This window comes from Pseudomonas sp. R3.Fl (assembly GCF_023516765.1).
Lineage (GTDB): Bacteria > Pseudomonadota > Gammaproteobacteria > Pseudomonadales > Pseudomonadaceae > Pseudomonas > Pseudomonas citronellolis.
This window is the reverse complement of record NZ_JAMGSO010000001.1, coordinates 4,834,143-4,847,083: the sequence shown is the minus strand read 5'-3', so window position 1 is coordinate 4,847,083 and position 12,941 is coordinate 4,834,143. Positions and strand designations below refer to the sequence as shown.

The following is a 12,941-nucleotide window of genomic DNA, read 5'->3' as shown; positions in this document are numbered from 1 at the left end:
TGTCCGTGCCGAGAGAAGGTATGGTTTCTGCTGGAAACTACTGTGCCAACCGGCTAACTCGGGAAAACCAGGCCGCACCGAACGGTCCCCTCGCCCTTCAGGGAGAGGGTTAGGGAGAGGGAACGGAGCCAACCCAAAGCACGAAAACCATCGGTGAATACCATTACAAACCATGTAGGAGCGCGCCCTGCGCGCGAATCGCGGGCAGGGCCCGCTCCTACACGGGGACTCAGCGGTTGGTCAGCTGCTGCTGGAGGTACTGCACCTGCGCCTGCAGCGCGTTGATGTTGCGCGTGACCTGGGCGCGGAAGGCGTCGAATTCGGCGGTGCTGCCGCCCTGCTGGCCCTGCTTGCCCTCGACTTCGCTGCGCAGGATCAGCAGGTCGTCCTGGATGCTCTTGATCGACTGGCTCTGGTCGCCGCGCTTCTTCAGTGCCGCGATGTCGGCGCTCAGGTTCTGGATCTGCGCGTTGGCGGTGGCCAGGTCGCCCTGCAGGCTCTTCACCTTGGCCTGTTCATCGGCTAGCGATTTGATCTTGCCGTCGAGCTGGGCGATCAGCTGCGCGGCGCTGTCCTGCTGGGCCTTGAGTTCGTTGTTCAACTGGTCGAGGCGCTTGGCTTGCTGGCCGTCGATCTGCGACAGCGAGTCCTGCTGCTGGCGCGCCTGGTCGGCGAGCCGGCCTTGCAGTTGCTTGACCTGCAGCTTGAGCTGCTCGCGCTCGCTGGTCACCGAGGACTCGTTCTGGACGAACTTGCCGCGGATGTCGTCGAGGCGGCCGGCGGCTTCCTCGCTGATCTTGGCGAAGCTTTCCTGGGTGGCGATCAGTTGCTGCTCCATCAGCGTCAGTTGCTGGTGGCTCCACCAGGCCACGCCGCCGAGGGCGATGGCCATGGCCGCCACCAGCGCCCACAGCGGACCGGTGCTGCCGCCCTGGGCCTTGGGCTGGGGCGCCAGGCGCTTGCCGTCGGGCTCGTAGACGCGGCGCGGATGGTGGCCGAACTCGTCGCGGTCGGCGGCGTCGGTGGTCAGGCTGGGCACATCGTCGAAGTCGTCGAAACTATCGTTACGCATGAAGGAAACCTGTGGGGGAAAGCGGCATGGCGCCTGCGCAGGGCGCAGTATATCCGTTCGCGCCGACGGCTTGGACAGCGCGCCATCGGGGGGCGCGGCGCACCGCGGCGGCGCGCACGGGCCCAGGCAAAGACCACGCCGGCGCGGCCGGGGTTCCCGCCAGGCCGCGGAAATAATGGCAAGGCGACAGTATGGCATATGCCTTGCTCTGCCTCCGCACCGGCGCCGCCCTGGCGCCCACTGCGGGGGAGGGAGTTGGGTGATCGAATTCAACAAGGCCATCCTGGACTGCATGCGCGAACTGCGCCGCCGTCTGCGCGAGGAACAGGCGCTGGACATCCAGTTCCAGCAGGCCGATGCCATCGCGCTCATGCTGCGCGCCTGCGAGGGCTCCAGCCGGGACGACACCCGCGAGCTGGGCCAGCGCCTCAGCGAGCTGAGCGGCGTGCGCCTGCCGCGGGTGGTGCAGGAGCCGAGCTTCCTGCCCAGCGAGTCCGGGCAGCGGCATTACTCGGGGCCGTTGCGCGGGTGACGGCGGGGTCGGGTGCAGCATGGACCCAGGCGATGGGTTTCGCTGCGCTCAACCCATCCTACGGAAGCGATGAAGGCTGCGGGGGACGTTTCAGAGCCCGCTGGCTTTCCACCAGTCGCAGAACTCGTCCACCGCGTCCCACAGGCTGGCGCGCGGCTCGTAGCCGAGGAACTGGCGGGCGCGGCTGATATCCAGGCTGAAGTCCTTGGCCAGCACCGCCATGCCCATGCGCGTCAGCACCGGCTCGGGACGGCCCGGGCGCAGGTAGCAGAGGCCTTCATTCAGCGCCGCCACCGACCAGGCCAGGGGATAGGGCATGTGCGCGGTCACCGGCGGCAGGTCGAGGCGGCGCATCACGTAGTTGACCACGTCCCACAGCGGCACCGGCTGGCCGTTGCTGATGTTGTAGGCCTGGCCCAGCGCGGTGCCGGTGACCAGCAGCGCGCTGAACAGGGCATCGTTGAGGTTCTGGATGCTGGTGAAGTCGACCTTGTTCAGGCCCTTGCCGATGATCTTCAGCTTGCCCTTGCGCTGCGCCGCGATCATTCGCGGGAAGATGCTGGTGTCGCCAGCGCCGGTGACGAAGCGCGGACGCAGCGCCAGCACCTCCAGGCCGAACTCGGCGGCGCCCAGGGCGACCTTCTCCGACTGGTACTTGGTGGCGCCGTAGTGGTTGGCGAAGCGCGTCGGCACCTGGTCTTCGTTCAGGCCGACGTGGGCGCGGCCGTCGAAGTAGATCGACGGCGAGGACAGATGCACCAGGCGCCGCACGCCCTGTTTCAGGCAGGCCTCGACCACGCTTTCGGTCATCACCACGTTGGCCTGGTGGAAGTGTTCGTAGGGGCCCCACACGCCTACCGCGCCGGCGCAGTGCACCACCGCATCGACGCCCTCGCACAGGCGCCGTACCAGGGCCGCGTCCGCCAGGTCGCCCGGCATGAACTCCGCGCCCCGCCGCACCAGCGGCTCCAGGGCCTCGGCGCGACGGCCGTTGACGCGCACCGCCAGGCCCTGTTCCAGGGCGAAGCGGGCGAAACGCCCGCCGATGAACCCGCTGGCGCCGGTGACCAGAATCTTCATGCACGCACCTCTATAGTTGTTGTCTGCCGACTCTAGCAGGCCACCCGCCCGGCCACGCTGGCCGCGCACGCCAGAACGGCGTCCTTGCGAGCCGCCCGACTCGCGGCCGGGTGACAGCCGGTGCCGAGGCCGGTTAGAACCCCGACGATCCTTCCCCGTTCCCTGTGCGAGGCCCCGAATGAGCAAGCCCTACTGGATGATCTACGGCGCCAACGGCTACACCGGCCGCCTGGTGGCCGAGGAGGCCCGACGCCAGGGACTGAGCCCGCTGCTGGGCGGGCGCGATCCCGCCGCCGTGCAGGCGCTGGGCAGCGTGCTGGGCCTGGAGTGCCGGGTATTCGGCGCCGAGGGCGCGGGCGCGGCCCTGGCCGACGTCGCCGTGCTGGCCAACTGCGCCGGGCCCTTCTCCGCCACCGCCGCGCCCCTGCTGGAGGCGTGCCTGGCCAATGCCACGCACTACGTCGACATCACCGGCGAGATCGGCGTCTTCGAACACGCCCACGGCCTGGATGAACGCGCCCGCGCCGCCGGCTGCGTGGTCTGCCCCGGCGTCGGCTTCGACGTCATCCCCACCGACTGCGTCGCCGCCTGCCTGGCCGAGGCCCTGCCCGATGCAACCCAACTGGCGCTGGGCTTCGACACCGGCAGCGGGCTCTCGCCGGGCACCGCCGCGACCACGGTGGAAGGCCTGAAGCTGGGCGGCAAGGTGCGCCGCGACGGCCGCCTGGTGGAGGTGCCGCTGGGCTACAAGCGCCGCGACATCGACTTCGGCCGCGGCCTCAAGCATGCCGTGAGCATTCCCTGGGGCGACGTCGCCACCGCCTTCTACAGCACCGGCATCCCCAACATCGAGGTGTACCTGCCAGCGCCGCCGCTGGCGGCCATGGGCATGCGCCTGATCGACCCACTGCGCCCGCTGCTCGGCCGCGACGGCGTCCAGCACTGGCTCAAGCGCCAGGTGCAGCGGCGCGTGAAGGGCCCCGACGAGCAGGCGCGCGGCCGGTTGCGCACCTGGGTCTGGGGCGAGGTGCGCAACGGCCGCGGCGAGCGGCGCACCGCGCGCCTGGAGACCGCCAACGGCTACGACGTCACCGTGCACGGCGTGCTCCTGGCTGTGCGCCACCTGCTCGGCCACGACGGCCCCGGCGGCTACTTCACGCCCTCGCAGCTGTTCGGCCCGCGCTGCGTGGAGGCCCTGCCGGGCAGCGGGCGCATCGTCATCCGCGGCTGATCGGCACCAGGCTGGCGGCGGCCCGGCGCAGCAGGTGGGCTGTCAGCGCGGCGAGCAGCTCGCCGCCGTTGCGCCAGTGGTGCCAATACAGCGGCACGTCGATGACCTGGCCCGGCAGCAGTTCCACCAGCTCGCCGCGGGCCAGCTCGCCCTGCACCTGCTGCTCCGGCACCAGGCCCCAGCCCAGGCCGCCGCAGGTCATGCGCACGAAGCCCTCGGACGAAGGGCACAGGTGGTAGATGAAGGTGCCGTCCACGCCGAGGTCGGCGAGGTAGCGGTGCTGCAACTGGTCATCCGGGCCGTAGACGATCGCTGGCGCCCGTGCCAGCGCCTCGGCGCGCACCCCCTTGGGAAAATGCCGGGCAACGAACGCCGGGCTGGCCAGACCGCGGTAGCGCATCGCACCCAATGGCTCGCTGCGCGCCCCCGCCACCGGCCGCGGGCTGGCGCACAGGCAGCCGGCCACCTCGCCGGCGCGCATGCGCTTGAGGCCCACTTCCTGGTCTTCCACCACCAGGTCCAGCAGCACCCGGCGTTCGGCGCAGAAGTCACCGATGGCAGCGGCCCACCAGGTCGCCAGGCTGTCGGCGTTGAGCGCCAGGCGCAGGCGCTCGGGCGAGCCGCCCTCGTCCAACGCCGGCACCCACTGCTGCAGGTCGCCCTCCAGCAGGCGCACCTGCTGCACGTGGTTGAGCAGGCGGCGGCCCAGCTCGGTGGGCTGCGGCCGCGCCGCACGCACCAGCACCGGCTGGCCGACGCGCGCCTCGAGCAACTTGATGCGCTGCGAGATCGCCGACTGCGACAGGCCCAGGGCCTGGGCGCCACGTTCGAAGCCGCCCTGCTCCACCACCGCCGCCAGGGCGGCCAGCAATTTGTAATCGAACATCAGTTTTCCTAATGAGCCATCAACAGGATTCGTTTTCCTTATACAGGCACAACCCCCAGACTCGCCAGGCATTCCCCCTCGAACCCGTCCACCGGAGCCCGACCATGCCTGGCCTGACCCTCCCCGTTTCTTCGCTGCCCCGCCAGCGCCCCAGCCATCAAGGGAGGGCCTGAGCATGTGGCAGAGCTACCTCAACGGCCTGCTGGTGGCCGCCGGCCTGATCATCGCCATCGGCGCGCAGAACGCCTTCGTCCTGGCCCAGAGCCTGCGCCGCGAGCATCACCTGTCGGTGGCCGCGCTCTGCGTGCTGTGCGACGCCGTGCTGGTCAGCGCCGGGGTGTTCGGCCTGGCCAAGGTGCTGGCGGAAAACCCGACGCTGCTGGCCGTGGCCCGCTGGGGCGGGGTGATCTTCCTGACCTGGTACGGCGCCAAGGCGCTGCGCCGCGCCATCGCCCCGCAGGCCATGGGCGAGGCCGGGCAGACCGGCCCGCGCTCGCGCCGCGCGGTGCTGATGGCGGCGCTGGCGGTGACGCTGCTCAACCCCCACGTGTACCTGGACACCGTGCTGCTGATCGGCTCCCTCGGCGCCCAGCAGGCCGCCCCCGGCGCCTACGCCATGGGCGCCGCCAGCGCCTCGCTGCTGTGGTTCTTCACCCTGGCCCTGGGCGCCGCCTGGCTCGCGCCCTGGCTGGCGCGTCCGGCCACCTGGCGCCTGGTCGACCTGATGGTGGCGGTGATGATGCTGGGCATGGCCAGCCAACTGGTGCTGGCCAACTGAACGCCGGCGGGACGAAAAAACGAACGTCGAACGGTCATCACAGTCAGCTATGGCGAATCGCGGCGAACGCCCTGCGCCGCGCAGCGATGGGCCTTTGCCCCTACAGTTGCTGCGTGGATATGCCGGGGGACGGGTGCTATGATCCGACCTTCGCGGCGCCAGCCTGCCAGGCCTGCTGGACGCACCCGACGCGCGCCTCGCTCTGCGGAGCAGGGGCGCTACGTACGGATGCCGCGACAATCACCGAACCGGCCCCGTGTACCGGTCGCGCGTTCGCCGCGCTAGTCCTGACCTGAGGAAATAGGAGAAACACCATGGCTTTCGAATTGCCGCCGCTGCCTTACGCCAAGAACGCCCTTGAGCCGCACATTTCCGCGGAAACCCTCGAGTACCACCACGACAAGCACCACAACGCCTACGTCGTGAACCTGAACAACCTGATCCCGGGCACCGAGTTCGAAGGCAAGAGCCTGGAAGACATCGTCAAGACCTCTTCGGGCGGCATCTTCAACAACGCGGCCCAAGTGTGGAACCACACCTTCTACTGGGAATGCCTCGCTCCCAACGGCGGTGGCCAGCCCACCGGCGCCCTGGCCGACGCCATCAACGCCGCCTTCGGTTCCTTCGACAAGTTCAAGGAAGAGTTCACCAAGACCGCCATCGGCACCTTCGGCTCCGGCTGGGCCTGGCTGGTGAAGAAGGCCGACGGTTCCCTGGCCCTGGCCAGCACCATCGGCGCCGGCAACCCGCTGACCAGCGGCGACGCCCCGCTGCTGACCTGCGACGTGTGGGAACACGCCTACTACATCGACTACCGCAACCTGCGTCCGAAGTACGTCGAAGCCTTCTGGAACCTGGTCAACTGGGACTACGTGGCGAAGAACTTCGCTGCCTGATACCCTCGGTTGCTCCGCGGAAACCCGGCCTGAAGCCGGGTTTCTGCTTTCTGCGCGCCAGAAGGACAAGGCTCGGCTAACCTGAGAGTCGGATTTGGTCGGAAAAAGGGTGATGGCCCTTTGACGTCAAAGCTCCGTTTGCCAATACTCAGACCTGTCTTTCGCCGGATGGCGATGAACAAGGAAAGCACCCTTGAAACTGGACCCCCGGCACAGGCTCTCCCTCAAGCTGCTGCGCGTCGTATTGCTCGCGGCGCTGGTGGTGGGTGTCGTCCTGAGTTGCGCGCAGATCGTCTTCGACGCCCACAAGGCGCGGCAGGCGGTGCACAACGATGCCCAGCGGATCCTCGCCATGGTCCGCGACCCGTCCACCCAGGCGGTCTACAGCCTGGACCGCGACATGGCCATGCAGGTGCTCGAAGGCCTGTTCCAGCATGAAGCGGTGCGCTACGCCGCCATCGGCCACCCCGACGAACCCATGCTGGCGGAGAAATCCCGCCCGCTGCTGGACTCCCCCACCCGCTGGCTCACCGACCCCATCCTCGGCCCCGAGCAGCACTATTCCATCCGCCTGGTCGGCCGCGGCGAGCCCGGCGAGTACTACGGCGACCTGAAGATCACCCTGGACACCGCGCCCTACGGCCAGGACTTCGTGGTCACCTCGGTGATCATCTTCCTCTCCGGCATCCTCCGCGCCCTGGCCATGGGCCTGGTGCTGTTCCTGGTCTACCACTGGCTGCTGACCAAGCCGCTGTGGCGCATCATCGACCACCTCACCAGCATCAACCCCGACCGCCCCGGCGAGCACAAGCTGCCGATGCTGGCCGGCCACGAGCACAATGAACTGGGGCTGTGGATCAACACCGCCAACCAGTTGCTGGAGTCCATCGAGCGCAACGGCCACCTGCGCCGCGAGGCGGAGAACAGCCTGCTGCGCATCTCCCAGTACGACTTCCTCACCGGCCTGCCCAACCGCAAGCTGCTGCAGCAGCGCCTGGACCAGATCCTCGCCGACGCCGGCCGCGAGGAGCGCCGCGTGGCGGTGCTGTGCCTGGGCCTGGACGACTTCAAGGGCATCAACGAACAACACGGCTACCAGTTCGGCGACCAACTGCTGATCGCCCTGGCCGACCGCCTGCGCGGCCACAGCGCCCAGCTCGGCGCCCTGGCGCGCCTGGGCGGCGACCAGTTCGCCCTGGTCCAGGCCGACATCGAGCAGCCCTACGAGGCGGCGGAACTGGCCCAGCAGATCCTCGACGACCTGGAGCTGCCCTTCCAGCTCGACGAGCAGCCGGTGCAACTGCGCGCCACCATCGGCATCACCCTCTACCCCGAGGATGGCGAGAGCACCGAGAAGCTGCTGCAGAAGGCCGAGCAGACCATGACCCTGGCCAAGACCCGCTCGCGCAACCGCTACCAGTTCTACATCGCCAGCGTCGACAGCGAGATGCGCCGCCGCCGCGAGCTGGAGAAGGACCTGCGCGAGGCGTTGTCGCGCAACGAGCTGCACATCGTCTACCAGCCGCAGGTGGACTACCGCGACCACCGCGTGGTCGGCGTCGAGGCCCTGCTGCGCTGGCAGCACCCGACCCAGGGCTGGGTCGCGCCGGACCTGTTCATCCCCCTGGCCGAGCAGAACGGCAGCATCTTCGCCATCGGCGAATGGGTGCTCGACCAGTCCTGCAAGCAACTGCGCGAATGGCACGACCAGGGCTTCGACGACCTGCGCCTGGCGGTCAACCTGTCCACCGTGCAGCTGCGCCACAACGCCCTGCCCAGGGTGGTCAGCAACCTGTTGCAGATCCACCGCCTGCCGCCGCGCTCGCTGGAGCTGGAAGTCACCGAGACCGGCCTGATGGAAGACATCTCCACCGCCGCCCAGCACCTGCTCAGCCTGCGCCGCGCCGGCGCGCAGATCGCCATCGACGACTTCGGCACCGGCTACTCCTCGCTCAGCTACCTGAAGAGCCTGCCGCTGGACAAGATCAAGATCGACAAGAGCTTCGTCCAGGACCTGCTGCAGGACGACGACGACGCCACCATCGTCCGGGCCATCATCCAGCTGGGCAAGAGCCTGGGCATGCAGGTCATCGCCGAGGGCGTGGAGACCATCGAGCAGGAGGCCTACATCATCGACCAGGGCTGCCACGAGGGGCAGGGCTACCTGTACAGCAAGCCGCTGCCGGCGCGCGAGCTGACCCTCTATCTGAAGCAGGCGCGGCGCCTGGCCGAGGCCGCCGGCAGCTCCAGCATCGAACGCCGCTGATCCCCCCGCGGTGAAGGCTGCTGGCAAATCGCAAGCGCGGCCTTTTCAAAAATGCAAATCTTTCGCATTATGTTGCCGCTTTCTTTGCGCATCCTATTTTCGCGCCACCCCATGCTAAGGAACCCGTCATGACTCGTATGCCCTGGGCAACTGCCAGCCTGCTGGCCATCGCCATCTCCCTCGCCGGCTGCGGCGACGACAAGAAAGAAGCTTCCGCCCCGGCCAGCCAGGCAGCCACCCCAGCCGCCAGCACCCAGAGCGCCGCCCCGGCCGCCGCCAAGGTCGACGAGGCCGCGGTCAAGGCCGTGGTGAAGAACTACGCGGACATGGCGGAGGCCGTCTTCAGCGACTCCCTGACTACCGCCCAGGCCCTGCAGAAGGCCGTCGACGCCTTCCTCGCCAAGCCCAGCGAAGAAACCCTCAAGGCTGCCCGCGAGGCCTGGCTGGCCGCGCGCGTGCCCTACTCGCAGAGCGAAGCCTTCCGCTTCGGCAACAAGGTGGTCGACGACTGGGAAGGCGCGGTCAACGCCTGGCCGCTGGACGAAGGCCTGATCGACTACGTCGCCAAGGACTACCAGCACGCCGAGGGCAACCCGGCCGCCAGCGCCAACATCGTCGCCAACACCGAGATCCAGGTCGGCGAAGACAAGATCGACGTCAAGGAAATCACCGGCGAGAAGCTGGCCAGCCTGAACGAAGTGGCCGGTTCCGAAGCCAACGTCGCCACCGGCTACCACGCCATCGAGTTCCTCCTCTGGGGCCAGGACCTCAACGGCACCAAGCCCGGCGCCGGCAACCGTCCCTACACCGACTACGTCCAGGGCAAGGACTGCAGCAACGGTCACTGCGACCGCCGCGCGGCCTACCTGAAAGCCGTCACCGACCTGCTGGTGGCCCAGCTGGAAGAAATGGTCGGCAACTGGAAGGCCGGCGTCGCCGACAACTACCGCGCCAAGCTGGAAGCCGACGGCGCCGACGCCAACCTGCGCAAGATCTTCTTCGGCATGGGCAGCCTGTCCCTGGGCGAGCTGGCCGGCGAGCGCATGAAGGTGGCCCTGGAAGCCAACTCCACCGAAGACGAGCACGACTGCTTCAGCGACAACACCCACCACACCCTGTACTTCAACGCCGAAGGCATCCGCAACATCTACCTGGGCGAGTACAAGCGCGTGGATGGCAGCGTGGTCAAGGGCCCGAGCGTGGCCGACCTGGTGGCCAAGGCCGATGCCCAGGCCAACACCGACCTGAAGGCCGACCTCGACGCCACCCAGGCCAAGATGCAGGCCATCGTCGACCGCGCCGAGAAGGATGGCGTGCACTTCGACCAGATGATCGCCCCGGCCGACGAGGCCGACCACAAGATCATCAGCGATACCATCGCTTCCCTGGTCAAGCAGACCGGCGCCATCGAGAAGGCCGCCGCCGCCCTGGGCATCCAGGACCTGAAACCGGACAACGCCGATCACCAGTTCTGATCGACGCCCGCGCTGCGGCAACCGGCCGCAGCGCACTCCGGCTAAGCCAAGGCCCCGCGAACCGGGGCCTTGGCGTTTCATCCGGGCCACACGGCAATAGCGAATACAAATTTTTCATATTTGCATTTGCCCAACTGCTAAGATGGCCCGCCCGTTTTTCAGCCTGGATCGCCTCGATGTACCGCCGTCCAACCGCCGCCCTCGCCGCCCTGCTCGCCACCCTCGCCCTTGCCGGCTGCGGTCGCGAAGAGCCCAAGGCGGTGGCCGAACCGGGCGAGGCCCTGTCCGGCGGCGGCGCCACCGTGTACCAGGCCGACCGCAACGCCTACTCCATGCCCTCGGGCAACCTCACGCCCAGCCGCCGCCTGGACTTCAGCGTGGGCAACAGCTTCTTCCGCAACCCCTGGGTGATCGCGCCCACCACCACCACCGCGCGCGACGGCCTGGGGCCGCTGTACAACACCAACGCCTGCCAGAACTGCCACATCAAGGACGGCCGCGGCCATCCGCCGGGGCCCAAGGACATCAACGCGGTGTCCATGCTGGTGCGCCTGTCGATTCCCGCCGGCGCCGAGGACGCTCGTACCCTGAAGCGCCTGGGCGTGGTGCCCGAGCCGGTCTATGGCGGCCAGTTGCAGGACTCGGCGATTCCCGGCGTGGCCCCCGAGGCGCGGGTGCGCATGGACTACCAGCCGCTGAAGGTGAGCTTCAAGGACGGCACCGAGGTCGAGCTGCGCAAGCCGATCCTGCGCCTCACCGACCTGGGCTACGGCCCCATGCACCCGGACACCCTGTTCTCCGCCCGCGTCGCCCCGCCGATGATCGGCCTGGGCCTGCTGGAGGCCATCCCCGAAGCGGCGATCCTGGCCAATGCCGACGCCGAGGACCGCAACGGCGACGGCATCCGCGGCCGCGCCAACCGCGTCTGGGACGACGCCCGCCAGCAGACCGTGCTCGGCCGCTTCGGCTGGAAGGCCGGGCAGCCCGACGTGGCGCAGCAGAATGCCCACGCCTTCTCCGGCGACATGGGCCTGACCAGCCCCCTGCTGCCCAGCGACGACTGCACCGAAGCCCAGGTCGACTGCCGCCAGGCCGTCGACGGCGGCAAGCCCGAGGTCAGCCAGCGCATCTTCGACCAGGTCGCCTTCTACGCGCGCAACCTCGCGGTGCCGGCGCGGCGCAAGGTCGACGACCCGCAGGTGCTGGCCGGCAAGGCGCTGTTCCACCAGGCCGGCTGCGCCGGCTGCCACACCCCGAAGTTCACCACCGGGCCCGACGCCGCCGAGCCGGAACTGGCCAACCAGGTGATCCGCCCCTACAGCGACCTTCTACTACATGACATGGGCGAGGGACTCGCGGACAATCGCCCGGAATTTCTCGCCAGCGGACGCGACTGGCGCACCCCGCCGCTGTGGGGCATCGGCCTGACCGAGGTGGTCAACGGCCATACCCAGTTCCTCCACGACGGGCGCGCGCGCAACCTGCTGGAAGCCGTGCTCTGGCACGGCGGCGAGGCCGAGGCGGCCAGGCAGCGGGTACTGGCCTTCGACGCCGCGCAGCGCAGCGCCCTGCTGGACTTCCTGAATTCACTCTAAGGAGCCGAACATGTTCCGCCCCCGACTACTGCTCACCAGCCTCGCCATCGCCCTGGGCGCCTGCTCGCCGCAGGACCCGCAGGCGACCACCAGCGCCGCGCTGGCCCAGCAGGTGATCCTGCCGGCCTACAGCCGCTGGGTCGACGCCGACCGCGCCCTGGCCGCCAGCTCCCTGGCCTTCTGCCAGGGCAAGGAAGAGCTGGCCAAGGCTCGCGCCGACTTCGTCGCCGCGCAGAAGGCCTGGGCCGAGCTGCAGCCGCTGCTGATCGGCCCGCTGGCCGAAGGCAACCGCGCCTGGCAGATCCAGTTCTACCCGGACAAGAAGAACCTGGTAGCACGCCAGGTCGAGCAACTGCTCAACGGCGACGCGCAGATCACCCCCGCCACCCTGGCCAAGTCCAGCGTGGTGGTGCAGGGCCTGACCGCCTACGAATACATCCTCTTCGACGCCAGGATCGACCTGGCCGACGCCGCCACCCGCGCGCGCTACTGCCCGCTGCTGGAAGCCATCGGCGAGCACCAGCAGGCCCTGGCCCAGGACATCCTGACGCGCTGGAAGGCCGACAACGGCATGCTCGCGCAGATGAGCAAGTTCCCCAACGAGCGCTACGCCGACGCCCACGAAGCCATCGCCGAGATGCTCCGCGTGCAGGTCACCGCCCTGGACATGCTGAAGAAGAAGCTCGGCACCCCGCTGGGCCGCCAGAGCAAGGGCATCCCGCAGCCGTTCCAGGCCGAAAACTGGCGCAGCGACATCTCCCTGGCCAGCCTGGAGTCAAGCCTGAATGGCGCCGAGGCGCTGTGGAAAGGCACCGACGGCAAGAGCCTGCGCGCCCTGCTGCCGAGCGAGCAGAAGGACCTGGCCGGCAAGATCGACGCCGCCTACGCCGACGTCCACGGCAAGTTCGCCGCGCTCAAGCAGCCCCTGGGCGAACTGCTCAAGGACGATGCTGGGATCAAGCAACTCAACGAGCTGTACGACAGCCTGAACGTGGTCCACCGCCTGCACGAGGGCGAGCTGGCCAAGGCGCTGAACGTGCAGCTGGGCTTCAACGCCAACGACGGCGACTGACCAGCTGAGCGTCGGATTTCAGCTCGCCGGGTCAGGGTGAATGAAGTGAAAGAGGTGA

11 protein-coding genes are annotated in these 12,941 nt (G+C 68.6%); 8 read left to right on the top strand and 3 right to left on the bottom strand.

The annotated features are described in order from the left end of the window. Nucleotides 1–229: 229 nt before the first annotated feature. Nucleotides 230–1,072 carry a coiled-coil domain-containing protein gene (locus tag M8R19_RS21410; RefSeq protein WP_249918831.1) on the bottom strand — a complete coding sequence of 281 codons (843 nt, stop codon included), beginning with the start codon at nt 1,070–1,072 and terminating at the stop codon, nt 230–232. A gap of 262 nt (nt 1,073–1,334) precedes the next feature. Between M8R19_RS21410 and M8R19_RS21405 the strand changes: the two genes are divergently transcribed. Beyond that, entirely contained in the window at nt 1,335–1,604 is a 270-nt protein-coding gene (locus tag M8R19_RS21405) for a hypothetical protein (RefSeq protein ID WP_074982337.1), read from the top strand. A gap of 90 nt (nt 1,605–1,694) precedes the next feature. Here the strand turns inward: M8R19_RS21405 and M8R19_RS21400 are convergent, their stop codons facing one another. Beyond that, on the bottom strand, nt 1,695–2,684 hold the full coding sequence (locus tag M8R19_RS21400; RefSeq protein WP_043314051.1) for an NAD-dependent epimerase/dehydratase family protein: 990 nt from the start codon (nt 2,682–2,684) through the stop codon (nt 1,695–1,697). A gap of 178 nt (nt 2,685–2,862) precedes the next feature. On the opposite strand from M8R19_RS21400, the gene M8R19_RS21395 reads away from it, so the two are divergent. Continuing rightward, nucleotides 2,863–3,915: a saccharopine dehydrogenase family protein gene (locus tag M8R19_RS21395; RefSeq protein WP_058070299.1), complete on the top strand. Its 1,053-nt coding sequence runs from the start codon at nt 2,863–2,865 to the stop codon at nt 3,913–3,915. On the opposite strand, the gene M8R19_RS21390 is transcribed toward M8R19_RS21395, so the two are convergent. After that, on the bottom strand, nt 3,902–4,801 hold the full coding sequence (locus M8R19_RS21390; RefSeq protein ID WP_116425599.1) for a LysR family transcriptional regulator ArgP: 900 nt from the start codon (nt 4,799–4,801) through the stop codon (nt 3,902–3,904). The two genes, M8R19_RS21395 and M8R19_RS21390, sit on opposite strands and share 14 nt — an antisense overlap. A 175-nt stretch (nt 4,802–4,976) precedes the next feature. On the opposite strand from M8R19_RS21390, the gene M8R19_RS21385 reads away from it, so the two are divergent. From M8R19_RS21385 to M8R19_RS21360, 6 genes are all read left to right on the top strand, one after another. Further along, nucleotides 4,977–5,579, top strand: a complete 603-nt coding sequence (locus M8R19_RS21385) for a LysE/ArgO family amino acid transporter (RefSeq protein WP_249918830.1) — start codon at nt 4,977–4,979, stop codon at nt 5,577–5,579. Between the two features lie 314 nt (nt 5,580–5,893). After that, nucleotides 5,894–6,475 carry a superoxide dismutase [Fe] gene (gene sodB, locus M8R19_RS21380; RefSeq protein ID WP_074982322.1) on the top strand — a complete coding sequence of 194 codons (582 nt, stop codon included), beginning with the start codon at nt 5,894–5,896 and terminating at the stop codon, nt 6,473–6,475. A gap of 193 nt (nt 6,476–6,668) precedes the next feature. Next, entirely contained in the window at nt 6,669–8,741 is a 2,073-nt protein-coding gene (locus tag M8R19_RS21375) for a putative bifunctional diguanylate cyclase/phosphodiesterase (RefSeq protein ID WP_249918829.1), read from the top strand. Between the two features lie 128 nt (nt 8,742–8,869). Next, on the top strand, nt 8,870–10,216 hold the full coding sequence (locus M8R19_RS21370; protein ID WP_249918828.1) for an imelysin family protein: 1,347 nt from the start codon (nt 8,870–8,872) through the stop codon (nt 10,214–10,216). Nucleotides 10,217–10,392: 176 nt separating this feature from the next. Beyond that, complete coding sequence (locus tag M8R19_RS21365) at nt 10,393–11,811, top strand: di-heme oxidoreductase family protein (protein WP_249918827.1); 1,419 nt, start codon at nt 10,393–10,395, stop codon at nt 11,809–11,811. 10 nt (nt 11,812–11,821) lie between these two features. Beyond that, complete coding sequence (locus M8R19_RS21360; protein WP_249918826.1) at nt 11,822–12,883, top strand: imelysin family protein; 1,062 nt, start codon at nt 11,822–11,824, stop codon at nt 12,881–12,883. The last annotated feature ends 58 nt before the right edge of the window (nt 12,884–12,941 follow it).

Bases quoted from the DNA above. Each gene is read 5' to 3' on its own strand.
- M8R19_RS21410 (WP_249918831.1), bottom strand. From the start codon at position 1,072: ATGCGTAACGATAGTTTCGACGACTTCGACGATGTGCCCAGCCTGACC.
- M8R19_RS21400 (WP_043314051.1), bottom strand. From the start codon at position 2,684: ATGAAGATTCTGGTCACCGGCGCCAGCGGGTTCATCGGCGGGCGTTTC.
- M8R19_RS21395 (WP_058070299.1), top strand. From the start codon at position 2,863: ATGAGCAAGCCCTACTGGATGATCTACGGCGCCAACGGCTACACCGGC.
- M8R19_RS21390 (WP_116425599.1), bottom strand. From the start codon at position 4,801: ATGTTCGATTACAAATTGCTGGCCGCCCTGGCGGCGGTGGTGGAGCAG.
- M8R19_RS21385 (WP_249918830.1), top strand. From the start codon at position 4,977: ATGTGGCAGAGCTACCTCAACGGCCTGCTGGTGGCCGCCGGCCTGATC.
- sodB (WP_074982322.1), top strand. From the start codon at position 5,894: ATGGCTTTCGAATTGCCGCCGCTGCCTTACGCCAAGAACGCCCTTGAG.
- M8R19_RS21370 (WP_249918828.1), top strand. From the start codon at position 8,870: ATGACTCGTATGCCCTGGGCAACTGCCAGCCTGCTGGCCATCGCCATC.
- M8R19_RS21365 (WP_249918827.1), top strand. From the start codon at position 10,393: ATGTACCGCCGTCCAACCGCCGCCCTCGCCGCCCTGCTCGCCACCCTC.
- M8R19_RS21360 (WP_249918826.1), top strand. From the start codon at position 11,822: ATGTTCCGCCCCCGACTACTGCTCACCAGCCTCGCCATCGCCCTGGGC.